The organism is Pseudoalteromonas luteoviolacea, assembly GCF_000814765.1.
Classification (GTDB): domain Bacteria; phylum Pseudomonadota; class Gammaproteobacteria; order Enterobacterales; family Alteromonadaceae; genus Pseudoalteromonas; species Pseudoalteromonas luteoviolacea_H.
The window spans coordinates 29871-50307 of the sequence record NZ_JWIC01000005.1 but is presented as its reverse complement, the minus strand read 5'-3'; the positions used below and the strand labels follow the sequence as shown (position 1 = coordinate 50307).

At 40.3% G+C, this 20437-nt stretch carries 18 protein-coding genes; 13 read left to right on the top strand and 5 right to left on the bottom strand.

Features of this window, described 5'->3' with window-relative positions:
* The 9 genes from JF50_RS07800 (at nucleotide 1) to JF50_RS27125 (ending at nucleotide 5991) form a co-directional block, all read left to right on the top strand.
* Nucleotides 1-450 carry a GNAT family N-acetyltransferase gene (locus JF50_RS07800; protein WP_039608913.1) on the top strand — a complete coding sequence of 150 codons (450 nt, stop codon included), beginning with the start codon at nucleotides 1-3 and terminating at the stop codon, nucleotides 448-450.
* A gap of 33 nt (nucleotides 451-483) precedes the next feature.
* On the top strand, nucleotides 484-828 hold the full coding sequence (locus JF50_RS07795) for a VOC family protein (protein ID WP_039608912.1): 345 nt from the start codon (nucleotides 484-486) through the stop codon (nucleotides 826-828).
* A gap of 48 nt (nucleotides 829-876) precedes the next feature.
* Complete coding sequence (locus JF50_RS07790; protein WP_039608911.1) at nucleotides 877-1368, top strand: hypothetical protein; 492 nt, start codon at nucleotides 877-879, stop codon at nucleotides 1366-1368.
* 52 nt (nucleotides 1369-1420) lie between these two features.
* The gene (locus JF50_RS07785; protein ID WP_039608910.1) at nucleotides 1421-1873 is read left to right on the top strand and encodes a pyridoxamine 5'-phosphate oxidase family protein; all 453 of its coding nucleotides are present in this window, start codon (nucleotides 1421-1423) and stop codon (nucleotides 1871-1873) included.
* A 62-nt stretch (nucleotides 1874-1935) separates the two neighbouring features.
* Nucleotides 1936-2817, top strand: coding sequence for a PhzF family phenazine biosynthesis protein (locus tag JF50_RS07780; RefSeq protein WP_039608909.1), 882 nt, complete (start codon nucleotides 1936-1938; stop codon nucleotides 2815-2817).
* Between the two features lie 229 nt (nucleotides 2818-3046).
* Nucleotides 3047-3559, top strand: coding sequence for a hypothetical protein (locus JF50_RS07775; RefSeq protein ID WP_039608908.1), 513 nt, complete (start codon nucleotides 3047-3049; stop codon nucleotides 3557-3559).
* A gap of 197 nt (nucleotides 3560-3756) precedes the next feature.
* Complete coding sequence (locus JF50_RS07770; RefSeq protein WP_039608907.1) at nucleotides 3757-4770, top strand: IS110 family transposase; 1014 nt, start codon at nucleotides 3757-3759, stop codon at nucleotides 4768-4770.
* Between the two features lie 621 nt (nucleotides 4771-5391).
* Nucleotides 5392-5637, top strand: a complete 246-nt coding sequence (locus JF50_RS07765; RefSeq protein ID WP_039608906.1) for a hypothetical protein — start codon at nucleotides 5392-5394, stop codon at nucleotides 5635-5637.
* Between the two features lie 177 nt (nucleotides 5638-5814).
* The gene (locus tag JF50_RS27125; protein WP_160290455.1) at nucleotides 5815-5991 is read left to right on the top strand and encodes a hypothetical protein; all 177 of its coding nucleotides are present in this window, start codon (nucleotides 5815-5817) and stop codon (nucleotides 5989-5991) included.
* Between the two features lie 648 nt (nucleotides 5992-6639).
* Here JF50_RS27125 and JF50_RS07760 read toward each other — a convergent pair.
* Nucleotides 6640-7734 (bottom strand): NAD(P)/FAD-dependent oxidoreductase, encoded by a 1095-nt coding sequence (locus tag JF50_RS07760; RefSeq protein ID WP_039608905.1) that lies wholly within the window; start codon nucleotides 7732-7734, stop codon nucleotides 6640-6642.
* 2 nt (nucleotides 7735-7736) lie between these two features.
* Nucleotides 7737-9911 (bottom strand): LodA/GoxA family CTQ-dependent oxidase, encoded by a 2175-nt coding sequence (locus tag JF50_RS07755; RefSeq protein WP_052262184.1) that lies wholly within the window; start codon nucleotides 9909-9911, stop codon nucleotides 7737-7739.
* A gap of 473 nt (nucleotides 9912-10384) precedes the next feature.
* Between JF50_RS07755 and JF50_RS25990 the strand changes: the two genes are divergently transcribed.
* Nucleotides 10385-11572 (top strand): hypothetical protein, encoded by a 1188-nt coding sequence (locus tag JF50_RS25990; protein ID WP_052262183.1) that lies wholly within the window; start codon nucleotides 10385-10387, stop codon nucleotides 11570-11572.
* 16 nt (nucleotides 11573-11588) lie between these two features.
* Here JF50_RS25990 and JF50_RS07745 read toward each other — a convergent pair whose 3' ends face one another.
* From JF50_RS07745 to JF50_RS07735, 3 genes are all read right to left on the bottom strand, one after another.
* On the bottom strand, nucleotides 11589-12590 hold the full coding sequence (locus tag JF50_RS07745) for a sensor domain-containing diguanylate cyclase (RefSeq protein ID WP_080760158.1): 1002 nt from the start codon (nucleotides 12588-12590) through the stop codon (nucleotides 11589-11591).
* A gap of 134 nt (nucleotides 12591-12724) precedes the next feature.
* Nucleotides 12725-15886 (bottom strand): M43 family zinc metalloprotease, encoded by a 3162-nt coding sequence (locus tag JF50_RS07740; protein WP_052262182.1) that lies wholly within the window; start codon nucleotides 15884-15886, stop codon nucleotides 12725-12727.
* A gap of 894 nt (nucleotides 15887-16780) precedes the next feature.
* Nucleotides 16781-17662: an alpha/beta hydrolase gene (locus tag JF50_RS07735; protein WP_039608903.1), complete on the bottom strand. Its 882-nt coding sequence runs from the start codon at nucleotides 17660-17662 to the stop codon at nucleotides 16781-16783.
* Between the two features lie 747 nt (nucleotides 17663-18409).
* Between JF50_RS07735 and JF50_RS07730 the strand changes: the two genes are divergently transcribed.
* The 3 genes from JF50_RS07730 (at nucleotide 18410) to JF50_RS07725 (ending at nucleotide 20313) form a co-directional block, all read left to right on the top strand.
* Nucleotides 18410-18766, top strand: coding sequence for a VOC family protein (locus JF50_RS07730; protein WP_039608902.1), 357 nt, complete (start codon nucleotides 18410-18412; stop codon nucleotides 18764-18766).
* A 97-nt stretch (nucleotides 18767-18863) separates the two neighbouring features.
* Nucleotides 18864-19040, top strand: a complete 177-nt coding sequence (locus JF50_RS26910; RefSeq protein WP_152614486.1) for a DUF6435 family protein — start codon at nucleotides 18864-18866, stop codon at nucleotides 19038-19040.
* A gap of 175 nt (nucleotides 19041-19215) precedes the next feature.
* Complete coding sequence (locus tag JF50_RS07725; RefSeq protein WP_052262181.1) at nucleotides 19216-20313, top strand: serine hydrolase domain-containing protein; 1098 nt, start codon at nucleotides 19216-19218, stop codon at nucleotides 20311-20313.
* Nucleotides 20314-20437: the final 124 nt, after the last annotated feature.

The following is a 20437-nucleotide window of genomic DNA, read 5'->3' as shown; positions in this document are numbered from 1 at the left end:
ATGACTTACATGGAAGTAAACAACACGGATGTACCTATTGAATTGCTTCTTGAGGCAGATCCAAGTAAAGAAAATGTTTTGTCTTACTTACAGGACGCATGGTGTTTTGTTGCGATGGATGACATGCAAATTATCGGCATATGTGTGGTAACGCAAAGGATGAACGGCTTAGCTGAAATTGACAACATATCTATAGAGCCAAGTCACCAAGGTTTAGGGATTGGCACAAAATTGTTGCGCTATGTATTAAAAGCGCTGAAATCTAAAGGCATGACAAGAGTAGAGTTAGGCACAGGGTCATTTGGTTATCAATTAACGTACTATCATAGATTGGGGTTCCGAGTTGAGTCTGTTGCTAAAAACCATTTTTTGCAAACGTATTCTGAACCTATTTTTGAAAATGGCATTCAACATAAAGATATGCTGCGGCTTTACCTAAACTTGGCATAAATACTCAAGTCAAAATTGTTTGGAGGAGGTGTGATGAGATTACATTACTTAGAGATAGTAACTACGGATGTCGAGACTGTGGTGCAAGCATACGAAAAAATATATCAAAAAACTTTCTCTGAAGCAGAGCCTCTGCTTGGTGGTGCAAAAACGTGCAAGCTTGATGATGGCAGTGTATTGGGTGTTCGAGCGCCACTTAGAGAGACAGAAGAATCTGTGGTTCGCCCATATTGGCTGGTAGATGATATTGATGAAGCTGTCTGTAAAGTGCAAAAACAAGGCGCTGAAATAGCAATGTTGCCAATGGAAATACCTGGTAAAGGTCAATTTGCAATATATATTTTAGGTGGAAATGAGCAAGGCTTATGGCAGCTTTAAATAAGTAAGCCTTCTAATAAGAATAAATAATAACAATAGAGTAACTAAATGCTGAACATCACAAGACACAATAAGCTTTTACTTGTACTCGTATCATCTATCATATTTGCTGTGTTTATTATTGCATGGGCAAGGCAAGACAACCCAATATTCAGGCCACTTGTTCAGGATATGCGTTTAGTCGATGCAGTGCTTATTTCAGATATCCTCGACCAAGAGCGCATCGCATATTATGCCGACGTTAAAAACCACATGTTGTATGTTGACCAAGCAAAAACCGAGCACGCACGTATCTCTTTGGCAAGAGCGGGCATAGTCATTAATTATCCAAAAATCATCAAACACAGTGACTTAAATGAGGCTTATCAGGCATTTCTAGAGCAAAACTCACGTGCGCAAGCTGAAGCCGAGTTATGGGAGCAGCCTTGGTTTATTGAGGTGTTGAGACTGACCATGGCAGCGATTATTTTAATTGTATTTATTTTGAGTGTAGTCAGACCTGCTTTGGTTGCATTTATATCAGAACAGGACAAATCGTAAGGTAAGTTGGTCATATTTAACGCCTAGCACGTTTTTATTAAAAGGAATGAGCATGTTTACAGTAGAAGTTAAGTCATCAATTCAACAGAGCGTATTATGCTGGTTGGCAACGGTTGACAAAGAGGGGTGTCCAAGTGTTTCACCTAAAGAAGTGTTTGTTAGTTATAAAGACAGTGAATTGCTCATCGCGAATATTGCATCTGCAAACAGTGTTCGTAACATAAAATATAACGATAATGTGTGCGTGAGCTGTGTGGATGTGTTTACGCAAAAGGGCTTTGGGCTTTATGGTACAGCCAGTTATGTCGCTAGAAGTGATAGTAACTTCCCTTTATTATTTAAAGAAATAGAACCTATAACAGGAGAAAAGTACCCCGTTGCAGGCGTTATTCATATTGTGGTGAATAAAGTAAAGCCCATTGTAGCGCCCAGCTACAAACTCTTCCCAAACATCACCGAAGCCGAACAAATTAAAAATGCTAAAAATACATACGGCGTAAAATAATGAGCGCGATAGCTTTATAAAATTAAATAAAATCATAACTATAAAACTTGGAGTGGTTTAGATTGAAACCAGTTGAAACGTATTTGGTCAATTCATTTGTGTTAGATGGTTCGGGCGGCAATCCTGCTGGTGTTGTATTGAATGCTGAGCTCTTATCTGAAGCTGAAAAACTTCACATTGCTCAAGCTGTGGGCTTTTCAGAAACAGCTTTTGTGATCCGTGATGAAGAGGTGGATTTTGAGCTGACTTTTTATACAACGACCGAAGAGGTCGACTTCTGCGGACATGCAACATTGGCTGCGTTTTCAGTGATGTTTGAGCAGGGCATCATTAACGTTGGAAAATATGTGCAAAGAACCAAGGCCGGTATACTCGAAGTGTATATTGAGGGCAATGGAAAAGTCGTCATGCAACAACGTTTACCTGAGTTTTTGGGCAGTTTTTCTTACCAAGCCGTATCGCCGTTAATTGGGGTGGATACTGAAGTATTGGCTGCCGCAAAATTACCCATTGAGGTGGTCAGTACAGGGCTTGCGGATATGATTGTACCCGTACCAATGGGCTACCTTGATAAAGTTAAACTCAACGAAGATTTGATGAGTGCATTTTGCAAACAGCATAACTTGGTCGGAGCACATGTATTTGAATTGAGTGACTCAAAGTCAAATTACACCGCCAGTTGTAGGAATTTCGCACCACTTTTTGGGATCCCAGAAGAGTCTGCAACGGGTAGCGCCAGTGGCGCCCTTGCATGTTATTTGACGAAGCATACCAATACTGACTCAGATACGACCATCGATTTTCTATTTGAGCAAGGCCGTGCTATGAAATGCGCATCCGAAATCTCTGCGTCTATTCAATTTAACGGCGGGCAGGTGAGTGAGGTGAAAGTCGGTGGTTTTGCACAGGTGTTTGATAAAGAAAGTATTTTACTAGAACTTTAACTTAGCGATAAAACCTATTTTATAGAACATATTAACATCACTTTTTTTTAAAATTATTTGAACGTAACAACGAGGCTGATGTGTGTCATGGTGAACAATGAGTTTAAATTCTAAATGGTAACCACTCAATGGTGTCTGCGCTTGAGGTAATAAAATATCAGTATGCCTTATTGAGATTGTGTAATACTTAACGCTTTATGGTTGTTTATAATAAAAAAGAGAAAAAATAATGGTATGTGGTTTTAAATGGCCTTTAATAATTATTATGTCGGTCGTTGCTCAATCGGTATTTGCTCAAGGCGACGATGTGTGTTCTGACGAGTATTTGAAGAAGTATAATAACTATTTATATTACATTGACAACTTACATGTTACTGGGAATGCAGATAAGCTTTTCTCAATGTGGGATTTAGATAACTTAGCTAATGGGTATAAAGATTTTTACCCTAATGATAGTGATGGCGAGTTTATATATAATATGGTGAAAGGGATTTTTGTTTTTCCGGATGTTCTATTTTCTTCCAAAGAATTGCTGTCTTATGTGGTAGATCGAACTATTAACCCACATGAAATGACCTTGAAAGTTATTAATAATAAAATGCCAAAGTATAAATATTTAGTTGTTAACTTTAATGAACATGGAAAAATTCAAGGGATTATGATTAGGGATGGCGTAAGAAAAGAACCTATCAATAAATGTGAAATGTTAATGGGGGAAGCTGAACTCGCGGTAGGGCTATAAAAATATAGTATGTCCTAACTTGAGAAACTAAGCATAACAACCGTTTTAATTTAGGGTAGGGTCTTTTTTATGACCATTATGTCATTCTGGCTAGCTATATTAGCTTCAAAAAACATGGATCCTGAAGCGATATATGGACTCCACCACACTTCACATACAGTGTAATGTGGTGTCGACCAAAACAAAGGAGTCCATATATGAATAATCGTAACGTGATTGCGCTCGATCTTGCAAAAAATATTATCCAAGTCGCAAAAGTCTCTAAACATGGCGAAATTATTTTTAATAAAGCACAGTCTCCATCTAAAGTTCGCCAGATACTCGCTAACTCTCCTCCTAGCATTGTGGCAATGGAGGGATGTGGCAGTTTTCATTATTGGGGGCGGGTTGCTCAATCCTATGGTCATGAAGTGAGAGGGATGTCTCCGAAACATGTTAAGCCTTATATAAGCAAACAAAAAACAGATGCCAATGATGCTATCGGGATTGCGATTGCTGCTATTCAACCAAATATGCCCTTTTCTCCAGTAAAAAACATAGAACAGCAAATTCTCCAAACGCTCACTGTGAGTCGTAAGTTTCTGGATAAACAACTTACACAACTCAGTAATCATATTAGGGCCTTATTTTATGAATATGGCATCACTATTCCTCGCTCCAAGAAAGCATTGAAAGAGGTTTTAACAGAGTGCAATAGTTTACCAGAGGTATTATTGCCATTACTCAGTGTCTTAAAAGCTCAATACCATCAAATAGAGCAATCTCTGAATAAAGTCACTAAAAACCTAGAACTGCTTGTTTCTCAAAATGAACAATGCCAACGTGTTATTGCGCTTGAAGGTGTGGGAGTTTTAGGCGCAGCGGGGCTAATTGCCAGCTTGAGTCAAACGGAGCATTTTAAAAATGGGCGATGTGCTTCAGTATATTTAGGCGTTACCCCAAAACAATTTAGCAGTGGCGGAAAAACCGTGATGCTGGGAATTGATAAATGTGCTGGAGATAAACAGCTAAAGTCCTGTTTATTTTTGGGGGCATTGTCATACATTTCTAATCTGCCGGAGAAACCCAAGACATTGAAGCAGCAATGGCTCTTAAGGTTAGTTGCTCGTTCAGGAGTGAAGCGAGCTTGTATTGCGCTGGTGAATAAAAATATCAGAACTGCTTGGGCAATGTTAAAACAAGGTACGAATTACCAGCCAGTTATGATTTAAAAAACATTTTAAAAAGAGTTCGACAACAATGTAATTAAAAGGTAAGACCAACCTTCTGAAAACCTGTCTGAACTTGAAGTGATAATACACTAACGAAGCGTTTAGGACAGAAGGTGCGAATAAATCAAAGGTTAGAGAGTAGCGCTCTCAAAAGAAACCGCATATACGCAAGCATCTTTAATTTTAAAAAACATGTTGTCAAACAAGTGGAGTCCATATACAAGTTCAGGATGACGCGCTAGAAAGTGTATGGTGAAAAGCCTTTGTGACAGCGGGTGCAGCGAGTTCCTTTGTCTTTGACATGATGAAAGAAAGTGCTCTGAAGCTCTGTTCAACATAAAGCTTTTTACTATACCCATCTACGTTACCCTGAACTCGTTTCAGGGTCCAATATGTTAAACCATATGCAGGACGATAATTTAGAGGTTAGGTGTATTACCAACAAGAAGTCAACATCATAATACCCTTGCTGATTTAGGGCATGTTGTTTTAGTGCAGGCTCTACCATTTTACCTCTATGTCATTCCGGACTTGCTGCGGTGAAAATAAACATGACACCCATCTTAATGTGGGGAAAACCGTGCATGACAGCAAGAAGTCAATTGAGAGGAGTTTGCAGCAATGGTTAAGGTATTGGCTACGATGATATCCACAATTATAGTTTTTGCTGGCTGTTTGGGGTTTGCCTTCGATATCGAGATAGGCATTGATTCAGATAAAGCGTTTTATTTCTTAGCTGTTGCCATAGCAATTGCATCCACCGTTGGTTATCAGCTTATATGCAAAGACTGGGGTCTTAAAAAAGCTTTTGTCTGCCTTCATGTTATCCCCATATTGTTAGTTGTAACGCTTCGCCTGCTTAATTAACCGTTTACTTAGAAGTTAATATGACACCCACCTTAATGTGGAAAAGATAAAGCAACGGGTAAGTCACTTGATCACCGAAGAGGGTTGGTTGAATTCGGGTAGTGCATAGTTTGGTTTTTAGCGTTTGATTGTTTTCTGCATTACCCTTGTATCAGAACGACTTAATCGGTGCTCAATATGTTTGATATCATTGCTGTCAGTATTTTAGGGATACTCGCGGCTGTTATCGCTTTGAACTATTATTTTTGTAAGGTTTTTTATCGAGCTTGGTTAAAGCAGGAAAAAGCAAACTGGATTTCTTGGGGGAAGCCATCTTTTCAAGCGTTTTATGAGGCTCAACTTGATGATTTTTAACCGATAATTTTCGGCAATGAGTGTGTTAAACTAAAGAATAAGGCGCTGATGAAGGCAAGTTCAGATATTAAGTTCTCTTGGTATGCGGCTTTGATTTTAGTGGTTACAGGCTGTGGACTTGTTGGTTTTGAAGCTAATTTAACTTCTGGTTGGGCGATTGTGTAAATAAAATCACCCCAGACCTAAATCTGTATAAAATAGTGATGTTTCGTCAATCTCTAACCTAATTTATAACCTCAATAGAAATTACCAATGTAAGTGCGAATTGAAGTTTGGAACCTAAAATCTAAGCCTCTATCTATATTCTGCCCCCTGATAAATTACTTATCTTTTCCTCCTATTTAATCTGTGACTTTAGATAAAAAAAATAAACGTGACGCTCATTTTAAAAATCAGCCATTTTAATCAATTTGAAGGAAATCAATACACCTCTTTAAGCGCACAAAACGAGTCAGAACAGGTCAGAAATGGATCCCGGATCAAGTCAGAATGACGGGGTAGGGTGTGGATTGATAGGGCATCAACGTCATGACACCCTTGCTGATTTAGGGCATGATGTTTTAGAGCAGGTGCGAACATAACGAATGTAAATAGCCCTACACACCCATGTTTTGTACCAATTCAATGACAACCTACCAAGTTGCTAAATTAAGCGACTTTTCTTCTTTGCCAAAAAGCAGATTGATAGTGTGATACCTTACTGTACTCAATGTCTTTTTGTTCTAAGAAATCTAAAAAACGAGCTTGCATTAACTGCTGATACACACCTAAATATTGAGGCTCATTATTAAAATATTTAAGCAATGCGCTTGCTCCATAAAATGCGCTACCCAATGCCGATGTCACCCCATATGACGACAATGGGTCATAACTACACGCAGCATCTCCGAGCGCTAACCATCTTTTACCAAAATAACTCGCAAGGCTAGATGAATATGCCGGTACAATTTTAAACGGAGTCGTTTTGTCTGGTTCACAGGCCGTTAGATATTGGGTTAATGCAGAATGTGTATTCGCCATTTCTAGTAACGCATCAGCAGATTTAGGGATCGATAAATCAGTATCTGTAAAATAGCATAAACTGGATTGACTAGACGAAAAAGGAACCAAATACCACCAGCCATACTGATCACTTTGAATGATTGCTTTTTTTGCAAACATAGAATGTTTAGCTGAATGCTGCAAATAACTACAACACGCAATCAATGTATCGGCTTTCTTTTCAGAAACCCCGAGTTTACGGGTTAATACTCTCGCACGTCCAGATGCGTCGATTGCAAAATTGGCAGTGACTGATGAATGTGCGCCATCATCGTGCTTTATAACTAAATCCCATTTTTCGCCTTGCAATTTGAGGTCATGTAATCTGGCATGCCAGAATATCTCAACACCTGCTTGCTGGGCTTGCAAAAACAGCGTTTTATCAAATGCAGAGCGATTTAAAATCCATCCTGTGCCATGCGGGCTAGTGAGTAGGTGACGTTCATATTCTCCAGCGCCATCCCATTCGATCTGATACCCTTGTAAAGCGAAGTGGCCTGTTTGCTCGAACTGTTCCAATAAGTTTAATTTCGCCAAAATTGGTGCAATATTGCCGTGAACACACTCACCAAAACTCCGTTTTTCTGGGCCCTGGCTGTCAAAAACAGCCACTTTTAATCCTTGTTTAGCCAGCACAAGTGCTGCGGTTAAACCCGCAACACCTGCACCAATGATAGCTACGTTGTAATGTAGACTTTGCATGGTTAGTTTTGATCTTGTCGTATCGTGATTTTTCTTCGGGTAAGGCCCTGCTCACAGGCTTGCTCGTCTTCTTTATCTAGCAGGTCGAGTTGTTCATTTGTCACTGCATTTTCACCTAGCATGAGGTCATTACCTTCAAAGTGTGCTAAGTTTTCTAGATTAAGTAGTTGACGATAGCTTGTATCATTCGCTAAAAAGCGCTCATTTACTTGAGATTCTACCCAAATGTGGTCGACATTGTTGTGATCAGCTTTTAGAGCCGTGGTTGGCGTTTTCACTACGATGCCTATTTTGTCCCAATACTTCACCATATTTACACGTGCCTTTTCACCACCTTCTCTTAAAAAGCGCAGCCAGTCTTGTCTATAACTGTAACTTTTCGCTCTTTGTCCAAGTCCTATTGCCTCGTTTTGCAGTTGCTCGAACGAGCGTTGACTCAGTACTTGATTGGGGACTCGTGCAGACCAGAATGTCATTGTTGGTAAGTATTGAGCAGGATCATAACTTTCGTTCGATTGACAGCTGCCTTCATCAGATTGCCATGGTACGCCCATAAATCGGGTTAACGTTCCAGGGCCACTGACATTAAACATATCCTTGAGTGCAACCTCAGGTGTTAAAATTGGACCATAGTAATCTTGCACATCATCGTCACATTCAACAATATTAAGACGCATAGGGTCGAACGGATCCGCTGTATTCCACATTGATTTACGGCGTAAAAACCAAGTCAATTCAATGCCAGGATGGAATGGACCGCCCAAACATTGTTGCAGGTTGGTTTTGGTTAAAGTATGCGGCCAATTATTCTGGTCATTGATCACCTGTAGCGGATCTGTGATGGTACAGCTTGAGTTGATTGTCGCCTCTCTAGGGTTTTCTCCTTTTTCAAACTTACCATCAGCCCAGTTTTTTAAATGCTTATATTGGGTGTTGGTTAAACTGAGGCCTATCAGTGGGGAGTCCGCATAATCCCCATAACCATCGCCGAATATTGGTGGTAGCTTATCTGCTTGAACCGCCGTTTGCGTTTGCTTTACAGCCTCGTCAAAAATAGGCTCTAATACTTGCTTATTTACATCTTGAACTGCTGGATCTTGCAGTAACAGCTCAACTTTCTCAGCTCTGCGCGTCGCAGTTATGTCAGGTGTAACTCGAAATAAGTCAAACACGGCAGTTCTAAACGATTTATATTGTTCGGAGTTAGACTCAAGCTTTTCTAATATGTCCGGCTGAGTGAAGTTGGCAGGAGAATAATCGCCAAAAGCCATAAAATAGCCTTCGTTCACGCCTTGGTTTTCAACTAAGCTTGACAGGATAGGGTAAATGTCGCGGTAAAATTCAGTTTTAGTATTAGCGTCTAAGAGCAAGTCACTCACTACGTCATACATGGTGATCACACCCGGCATACCCGGTGCAAAGTTCGGCGGGGTAACAGCTACCATGGCAGGCTCAGCCTCAATTGGCTTATTGTCTATCGTTACTGTTGCACGGACAGTACCATCACTGATGTCATCGTGCCAAGTCTCGTTATTGGCAAAAGTTGTAATGGGGCTATTATTGTAGCTGGCCGAGTGTCCAAGCCCACCTAATACCAGTAAACGACCTTCACTGTCTGTTCTTAGCTCACCCAAATATACTTGGGTTTCGTAGCTTGTGCCCGCAAAAAAGGTTCCATCATTGAACTGATAGGCTGGTTTATCAGACTGATTACACCCTTGAATCTTGCATTGACTGGGCTTTATGAGTAGCTTCTTTTTTCGTTCATCTAAATTTGTTATGAAGTCATTACGCAGTTTACAGTCTTTGGATAACTTGCCTAGATCCATGGCATTTTCGAACTGATAATTGATTGATTTTCGGTTAGCCAAATTGACACGCCACTCAATTTTGGCGTCTTTGTCAGTGATTTCCCTAACATTATTCCCACAGTCACTTACTTCAAATATTCTAAAACGCGCTGCTTGACGCTTAACCTTACCCTCAGCATCTTTAAAGTCTAATGATGACCCAGGTAAATTTTGCAAACTGCCTGCTTCATAGCAACTTCCAAAATTATCGCCTGTATAATTTGGATTCACTTCTTGATGGGGTACCTCAGGGCCGACAAAAAATTTTGATTCCGAATTGCCCACACGTGCAATACCTATGGCCGGATAAACGTAGTACTTTGGCATAATCAATATCCTTACTTAAAAATCTTAGCTCAACGCTTTGGTCCGGCAATGATTGCCATGGAATGAACCAAAGATTAAGCGTCTACTCTTGTCAAAAGAGATAAAAACTATAGCCACTCCATTGGTTTTATCTATTACAAATAATTACACGCTTTGCCAAACCCACGTATATCGAAAGTTGTACCAGAGTTTTGAGAGATCGAGGTGGAAAGTGACCGAGTTCTCAGGCTTTGAAGCTGTGTTCTGAATATATTAGAGTCATGTTTATGAATTGAAATAGTCGATTCTAATGTGAGAACAACGAAAGTTTCGGTGCTCAATAAAGATAGCGTGTGTATCAATCGTCCCTCGATAGAATCTAAAAAAACGAAAAACTCACCAAATACAGTAGAAGTGATTGTACTAGGTAAAAATATATGTTCAGCAAAGCGTGATTTTGATAACGTCATTACAAGGAACGACTAAGGATAAGTATGAGTACCTATAAAATTATATTTAGAGGCAAAATTGCGCCAGAGAAGGACCAAAATAAAATCGGCAAAGCGTTAGCTCGGTTTTTAAAATTGCCAGAATCCAAAGCGCATTTACTCTTTGATGGTCGGGCGTATGCCATTAAAAAGAATCTAGAGCGTGAAAAAGCAGAGTTGATACAAAAAAAGCTCAAATCTGCAGGTATTTACACAGAGTGTAAAGTCGAAAAGTTAAAAGGAAAGACGGCTCAACAACCTACCGAGCTCACTCCCAAAAATACAACAAGTCATCAACTTGATACGCAACCGCATGTCTCTTGTGAGAGTAATAATGATAGTAAAACTTCACTAAACGCACATACACAATTTAGTGACCAAGACGTTGTGGCCTCAAATAAGGACGTTGCTGAAGAGAAACAAGATAAATCAGCAATTGAGGGAGCAAGGGTACTGGTTTATGTTGGCATATTTTCTGCTCTTTTTTATTTTACAGGAAAAGGAGAGCAAGCCTTCTTTATTACAATCGCAGCCACTTTGTTGCTATCTTTTATGTATTTTGCTTACTACATATATTCAGAGAAAAAGTTGAAGCAGATGTTAAAGGGCGTGGTGCTATCGTTAGTGCTATTAGCGGTTTGTATGGCATTCCCAATTTTATTACCAATACTCATTGTCTATACCCTCTATCAACTCAAATCATTATGGGATATTTTCAAATCACTTCAAACCCAAGCGTGGCTTAGTGTCAGTGTATGGGCAACTTTATATCTTTATCATTACTACATTGAATTAGACTACGGCAAGTATGCTTTGGCGGGCATATTTTTTATAACGGTGTTGGGTTATTCGGGTAACATAATGGAACATAGACTTAAAGATGGTCTGATGAAGTTATCTGTAATGATGTTATCAATGCCATTGTGTTTAATTTTATTGGCATCCATTGTCAGTGGGTTAAGGAATTTGTTGCAAACTACGCTAACAAACATTTTGAGTCCAGTCACTACAACTCAAACAGTTGCATCACATATGCGGGGGGATACTTTTATCAATAGCTATACGAGAGACATCACCAAAGAAGTGACTTCAACAGTATCTACGACCTCACTTGGTAGCGGCAGTGCCATTATTGGTAGTACTAATAGTATTGCTAAAGCCGTTGATTCAGACTCAAAAAAGCAGCGGGAGTAGGAATGATGAGGTGGGTTTAAATTGCTGTGGTTTGATTTCGACCGTTTTTCTTAGATTGATACAGTGCTTTATCAGCTCGGTTATACAGGCATTCTAAAGAGCTGTCTTGATTTTGCACCGAGGTTACACCACAGCTAACAGTTATGATAAGGTTGTCTTCGTTATGTTTAACGGCCATGTCTTTGATAGCAACCCTAATACGTTCAGCAAGTTTTGTTGCAAGCTCTGCGTTCCCCTCTAATAAAATAATAAACTCATCGCCGCCGATACGCATAAAGTGTTCTGACTTACGAATGACCTGATTAATGACTTTGCTAAAGGTCACCAGCACCTGATCGCCAACATGGTGTCCATAGTTATCGTTAAACAATTTAAAGTGATCAATATCTATCATGATCATAGAAAAGGGTTTTTTATCCGTCTCCCAGAGTTTTAGTAGTGCATTGCCAACGGTATTTAGGCAGTGCCTATTGTTTGCTTTGGTGAGTGGGTCTGTCTCGGCACGTTTTTTGTGCTCTGTGATTTCCATTTGAGCGTGAATATAATTGGCAAGCCAATTGGCGATGCATTCGAGCTGGGCACCATCTTCTGGTTTATAAACATCGGACTCGATACTGCCTAAATTTAGCGTACCAAAGCAGGTCCCTGAGTGTTGCAGCGGCGCATCAATACACGACCCTAGGCCGCCTTTGTGTAAAATTTGGCAATCTAGGTCTTTGCTTTGTGCAAGGTTATTATTTATCTCTAGTTGCTTATTTGAATACACTCGACCAACCATTGTGCTGCTTATGGGTAAAATGGTATTTGCTTCTATGGCGTTGTTACCGAACAAAGCGAATACCTCTAATGTTTCTTCCGAACCATTATTCAAGCATACACTCGCTCTATCTGACTCAATAATTTGTGGAAGCCAATTTGAAATTAAAGTTAATGTCTCATGCAAATCATTCGACCTCGACAATTCATTAATGAATGTTATCGGAAGGCAAATGGTGTCATGACGAGTTGAATAAGACATATGTATCGACTAAGGGTGGTTGGTTACGAACTTAGAGTATAGTTCAAGTACCAAAATCATCTAAAAATCGACGGGAGATAAAAAGCACCAACTCAGAGGTTGATGCTTTTGGTGTAAAGGTTGAAACAATTGGCCTATGGCAGCCTGCATTGCTCGCTATCAAAGTCGACGATAATACTGGTGCCTTGTGTATCACCAGAAACTTTTAAATAGGACCAATATTGATTGCCAGCAGGAATTGTGATGCATTCAGACGTGGTGCCTGAGTTAGACTCAGCATCCTTATCATCATCACTTGGCCAGCCGCCATTTTTATATAAGATATGTAAGTTACTCTGGCCATGTGCGGTAGTAATGGCGACGTTACGTGCTGAATCGACACCGCCAATACTTAACCAAAGTGCGCCATCTCTGCCAAGGCACGCCGCTTTTCCGGCCTCTAACCGACCACCAGAAATCGGCGATTGCGTTGCACAAGCATTGGGAATTGGCTGTATTACGTCATTTGGTTTAATAGTTACTGTATAGTCTTCAACTTCGCCATCGCCGATATTGCCACAAGCCGAGTTGGCTTCACCATTATATTTCATAGCGATACGCATTCGAACAGATTTACCAACATTGCCGCTCGAAATGGTGGCAGTGCCAGTGACAGTGCCTTTGCCTGATAGGTTATATAGTACCTGCTCTGATTGCTCAAATAGTCCGTTTTCATTAAAGTCTATCCACGCAACCCAATGCTCTGTGTAGTTACCACCTGGGGTTAAGGTAAACTGATTGTCACCTTCAGTTAGCTCAATGACTTGTGAGGTAAAATCGCTATAGCCGTTAGCTTGTGAAGCGTTGCTAAATGCGCCTGATTGCACTTTGGCTATCCATTCATACCTAGTGTTACCTGTTGCTTCGCAATAGCTGATGCTGTTTACGCTAACGCTCGCTTGGGCGCTATGGTTTAGACCATCGTTATCGGTGACAGTTAAGGTTGCTGTGTAATCTCCAGCTTCTGTGTAGCTGTGAACAGGGTTTGCTTCAGTACTTGATTGGCCGTCACCGAATTGCCAGAGGTAACTGGCAATATTGCCATCTGGATCAGATGAATTTGCACTACTGAATTGAATGTCTTTGCCAGCTTCACCAGTATATGGACCGTTCGCAACAGCTATCGGTGTAAGGTTTTGTGCTCTAACTACAGCGGTTGCAATATCACTTGCGGTGTTACCGTCATTATCGGTCACGGTTAATTTAACTGAGAACGTATTAGCACTATGGTAGGCATGCGTCGGGTTTGCTTCTGTTGATGTGTTACCATCTCCAAACTCCCATAAATAAGCTGTGATATTGCCATTTGCATCAAATGATCCTGCGCTACTAAAGCTGATTGGATTGTTAAGTAAGCCAGAGTAGGGACCATTTGCCTGTGCGACCGGCAATTCGGAGTTTGCGGCTCTTTCATAATAAACAACAAGAGACGCGTCACTGTATTCTAAGAATGGGTCAATTAAGAGGTTGAGTGTGCCACCACCTGTAGATAATTCGCAGTATTCACTCAGCCTCGGTGCACTAAAGGGCCCACAATCAAAGGTTTCTTTGGTTGGGACTTGATTCATGCTAGCGTATAAATCAGGGTCACCCTGATATCCGCCCGTGATGACTGCTACCGTGCGCACAGCATCAGCTGGGATGTCATATTGATAGGTTTTAGGTTCAGCGCCTTTGGCTGACTTCAAGTCTTTAACTTCAGCTAAAAAAACACGCTCGCACCCTGAGCACAGCGTATTATCAGCACCAGCAATAATACTCAATGTCGCGTTGGAATAAGCACTATAAGCATCGATGGCGGTGTAATAGCTTTCAACACTCGATGGCGCTGACAAAGTAACTAGCTCAGGAGAGCCCGCACTTCTAAAAGAGATGAAATCCGCCTCCCAATTATCGCCCGTTTTAATAGGCGCTTTGCCTTTTGACACATACATATCAGGATCTTCGTCGTATCCGTCAAGATAAAAAGCGACAGCTTGAGTGCCTTCAGGTACCTGAATCTCGAAGTTATCTATTTCGCCTTTTGCACCAGATAGGTTAGTAAATGATTGGAGCACTTCTCCTTTAGGCGGAACGACGGCGCCTGATATGCCATCCCAAGGGTGATCAGCATTACTGGTGTACTCTCCCAAACCTGTGGCGATAAGGTTGGCGTTAGACCATAGTGTCGCACGAGCAGGACCGTGGAGCGCGGCGGTCATACGATCGACTTGATCTTTGGTAAACATCGCATAATTATCTGAGTAGTGCATAAAGTTTTCGGTATTGGTGGCTTGCCCTAGACAATTTGTTGCATTGTCTTGCAATATACTGCTACTCATCTGAGGGGTGTCACAGGTGCCATCTCCTGTCGCGTTACAAAATGCCTCAGAGTGAATAGTGCATCCGCCATCAAACGTATGCGGTAAGTTCAACCAATGGCCAAATTCATGGGTTAATACGGAGCGAAAATTTTCATTGGTATTTGCACCAATGTAGTCGCCATTATAGACAACACGGGAAAGCCCATTTTGTGACATGCTCAATTGCGGGTACCAAGCAACACCTGAATTATTAGTTTTACCATCATCGTACAAGTCTTGCTGAACATAGATATTCATATACTTAAAGTTATCCCATGCATCAGCAGCGATTTGCTCATCAACGCCGCTGCCTTTGCCATAGCCCGCCTTTTCTGGGTAACGGACAATCCCTGTCGTTGGCTGCCCATTTGGGTCTGTTTTGGCTAGTACAAATTCAATATTCAGGTTTTGTCGTATTGCTTGGAATTCTGGGGCAATAGGGCCATCATCTGTGATGAGCCCTAAAAAGTCTTGATTAGATTTGTTGAGTCCATCAATCACTTTCTGCTCCGTAAGGCAGTAAGTCCCTGTGTCACAGTTGTACCTGTCTCCGTAGATGTGTACGACAACAGGTATGTAATATCGACCAGGAACGCCATTGCCATTTTGTGCAGCGAAGTCGTCTTGCGCGGCGAGGGTATTCAATATTTGAGATGAAAAGCTGGTGCTTAACTTTGCTTGCTGTGCGCTTTCTTTTTGAATTGCTGACCAGTTTTGACTGTTGTGGTCGGTACCGCAGATTTCACCTGCATGTTTATGTGTGTGTTGAGTGGCTAAAGCTGCATGTAGTTTACTATCTTGTACTCCTTTACCTGCGAATGAGCTTGCAGATACGCAAAGTAGTGCGGCGGTGATGCAGTTAAGCTTTTTTGAATGTTTAGCTGACGACAAACGCGTCGAGTTAGACAAATACATGTTGTTCTCCTGTCATCTAGTTTTATTGCTAACTTTTGGGGTTATTGCTTATCTGATTTCTGTAAAAGTTAACAAAAGGTATAGTTACCATTCCTCTTGATTGTGGTTTAATTGTTATGTTTCAGTTATTTAGAGTATTTTGTTTATTAGTGTAATGCGTGGTTGCATGTAATAAACGTTTCTTAACTTACATCAATGAAAATAAATTGTATACAATATATTTTATAGTGCGGTTCTTTTTGAGGTTTTTTGTTAGTTTAAATTAGCTGTGGAATTAAAATTACTGAATAAAATACATGAAGTTATAGTGAGTTCAGGGTAAGTAATTAAAAGTGTCCATATAGCAACTTTTTATCTATATGCTAAACAAGCTTAAGAGAAGGCGGGTAGTAATTTAAGGTACATTGAACGAAATTCACACCAAGTGAGCGTGCTCATTGAATATGCCGACGCTTCGAGTTGCTTATATTAAGGCACGTGCAGTTGCGGCACAAATTGCTGTATGACCTTGAAGCCTTCAATAACGTATCGAGATATAAAACAATTCAATGTTAGTTTTTTCATTGTTAGCATAATTAACGTAACCTGCGGGTATGGGAAGTCGAGACTTTAAGTTGCGACGGAGAACGAGATATGGCATGAGCGTAACTTATGATAGGAAACTGTAGTAATTTTCTTTATATTGGGTTATTTGGCGTGGTTCGATGCCAAAGATATATTGATTTACTGTGCAGACGAGCAGGTAAAACAGCTGCAAATTAACTGAGCAGAAATGAGCACTTCTATGCACTTAAAAAACGCAGGAGCATAGAAGCTAAATCAAAAATGACCAAAGCTTCTATGCTATGCATCAAGCTTACAGGCATAAAAGAGAATGCCGATTGCTTGTTGGCACTAATTATTTGTCTGAATTGACTTGTCGCAAGCTGTCGGATAACACTTAAAAGCTGCTCTTAATCCTTTATATAGACCTTGATGTAACATAGACATATGAGTTTCATCTTGGAAAACATCATAAGTTCCAGTCGTCTTGTTGGATGCATAAAGCATGTGTCCGGTTCTGGCGATGGCTTGAATGTGAGCCAGATAGTCTGCTGTATCATTCGCAGCATCGTTTTGATTGTGGGCAGCTGCAACATAAATATTAAATGCTTTGCTATTTAATAGGCCGAATGACTGCTCTAACTGGTTTACGGTTGCTGCATTGTCCCACCACATGGACGGGTCGAGTGCGATATACGATTTGAAGGTGTCTTGGATTTGTGGGTTAAGTACCGCTGTCATGGTAAATAGTCCACCTAATGAGTGACCAGCAAGGACCCTGAAGTCATTAGTTCGGTAGTTTTGATCGATAAAAGAAACGACTTCTTGTTTAATAAAATCCTGAAAAATCGCACTTTTTCCGGTTGTTAGGTCCGTGCTGTGGCCGTCGTTGGGTACCGAGGGCGTTAAGTCTCGCGTTCTATGCTCTACCGTGTCAATTGCCACTAAAATAGCTTGCGGAATATAGCCAACCATGTTTGCAAACCACATACTTTCGGCGGTAATAAATTGATACACCGCACCATCTGTTATGTATACCACAGGGTAGCGTTTATGTTGATTTTCAGGGGCATGGTAGCCAGTCGGCAGCGCAACCCAAACGTTTTTGCTTTCAGCCAGTATATTTGGGCTGAACGTATGTGCTATTGGTTCGTGTTTATAAGTGAATGGCTCGTAGTTGGCGAATACTGTAAAACTGAATACCGAGAGTAATATAGCTATGAGTGTATGCATAAAATCTTCCTTATAATTTAAGTAAAAATGTAGGGTGTCTGTATGAAATTTGTACTATTTTTTTTATCATTGTTGCAGTACGAATTTTGTAAACTTTTGTTCAAATATGCAGACATCAGTCCTACAGATTTTAGGTAGATTTAGTGTTATGGCATTGTTATGGATTTTTAAGTATAAACAATGAGTTATGATTAAAAAATAGTATACTGTAGTCTACAAAGCACTCAACGATGAGTTGTTCAAACCAATATAGGAGATAGCAATCGACAGAAATGTAACTGACGGTTACAGCAGCAACACCTTCCCAACTTCTCTTTACTCGCAGCTCATAGCAATTTTTTGAAATTGATGTAAGTATATGCTTTTATTGCACTTGTATTATTCATCAACACAATAATATGGATTCATTTTGTGGTTAGAGAGTATAACGGCGGTTGCTTATGCGGAAACATTCGGTTTGTCGCAACAGGTGAAGCATGCAATCCACATACTTGCTCGTGTAAAATGTGCCAACGTCTTAGCGCTGAGGTTTGATAACCTCAGAAATTGTTATATTCATAGTTAAGGAGCGTGAAATGATAAAAAATACAATGAAAGTGATCACATGTGATGATCTGTTAAAGCGTGTATCTGGTGGCAGTGGTGGAGATCAACTCCCTAAAGAAAAAAGGCCGGGCACGGATAGTTAGTGGCAAACGCTTGTAGCCATTATCAGTGAAAAAGTAGTCAACCTTGAGAGGAAATAATATGAATCAACATGAAAAACTCAATTATGTGGAGTTTGCTGCAAATGATTTGCATGCGACAAAAGCTTTCTTTACTCAGGTTTTTGGTTGGGAATTCGTCGATTATGGCCCCGAATACACTGCCTTTTCAAACCAAGGGTTAGATGGGGGCTTTTATAAAGCTGATATGTCTAGTCAAGTTGCAAGTGGTGGTGCGCTGTTGGTCTTTTACAGTCATGATATCAAGGCAACACAAGCCAAAGTGACGAAAAGTGGCGGGGAAGTTGTAAAACCTATTTTTGAATTCCCTGGAGGATGTCGCTTTCATTTTTTAGAGCCAAGCGGCAATGAATTCGCTGTCTGGTCAGAAACGCAGTAGTTTGATTTAATTATCTCAGTGAATTATAAAAAGCACAATTGATCCATACCGTTACTCGATTCGTTTAGAGAAATAAATACTAACGCGAGATAAAGTTATGTTTGGATTCTTAAAACCTGACCCAGTAAAAAAACTCAGAAAGATTTACGACAAAAAGCTTGAGCAGGGCATGCATGCGCAAAGAAATGGAGACATTAAGGGCTATGCCATGTTAACAGCTGAAGCTGAGGCTATTTGGAAAGAGATTGAGACATTGCAAAATAAAAGCAATTAGCTTGAAGTTGTTGCGATTAATCATGCACAAAAAACGGCCATTCTGAATCAAGGTATGGTCGTTTTCACTAATTTATTCTTATTTATGGAATAAATGCTCTCACTTCACTTACTGTAAGATGTTATTTATTGTATCCTCCTTGTGAATATGTATTAAAAACAAGGACAACATACGGATGATGACATCGGTCTTCAAATCGGCCAGATTTGCCGCACTCTACACAATAATTGCTAGCACGACATTGTCTGCATACGCTAACTCCGTTGATGACCTAATAAAAAACACTATGGAAAAACGCAATATTCCTGGGTTGCAACTTGCAGTGGTGAAGAACAATAAAATCGTAACAGCCCAAAGCTATGGTTTGGCTAACTTACAACATGACGTACCGGTTAAAAATAGCTCCATTTTTTCGATAAATTCAATGACGAAAGCCTTTACAGGGGTTGCCTTAATGCAATTACAGGAGCAAGGCATATTGTCAATTGATGATGAAATTGGTAAGCATTTACCTGATTTACCAAAAGCGTGGCAAAAGATTAAAATTAAACACCTGATGGCCCACACCTCTGGTTTACCAAGGATTTTAAGCGGGCACAACATAGACTTAATTGTGAGAGGCAACCCAAAAGCGTCTTGGGATAAAGTGCAAACATTACCTATGGCGTCTGAAGTGAATAGCCAATTTTCTTATAACCAAACGGGTTATGTGATAATCGGTAAAATCATTGATAAATACGTTGATGGTAACTTTATTGAGTTCATAACAGAGCATCAGCTAAAACGCGCTAAGATGACTTTAACCGCTGACGCTGGTTTTGAGTATATGACGCCAGTGATTAAAGATCAGGCGCAGCAGTACGTTTATGATGGTCAAAATAAACGCTTTATAAATATTCAGGGTCAGTTTTCATACATGATGAGAACCGCGGCAGGCATGAATTCAACTGCGACAGAATTGGCCAATTATCTGATTGCGCTTACAAACAAAAAACTGACTAAAAACTTGGATGGGCTTTGGGCGCCAGTGGTACTAAATGATGGCACTATCAGGGGCTTTGATAAACTACAAAATGGTTATGCCATTGGTTGGCAAGTGATTGACAGAAAAAATCACCCCGCGGTCAGTGCCAGTGGTGGTAACGCGGTAACCATGGTGTATTATCCAAAAGATAACGTGTCTGTGGTTGTGCTAACAAACCTTGCTGGTGCTTTACCGATTCATTTTGCCGATAAAATAGCAGCAGAATATATCGAAGGGTTTGCATTGTAGAGACTTAAAGGATGGTTCGAAACGAGGTTTAGATAGAAACGTCGGGCCGCTTAAATTCTGTTTAATTGGTTCATCACTAGCGCTATGAAAAGAAAAGGTGACTCAAACCGAGTTTAAGTCACCA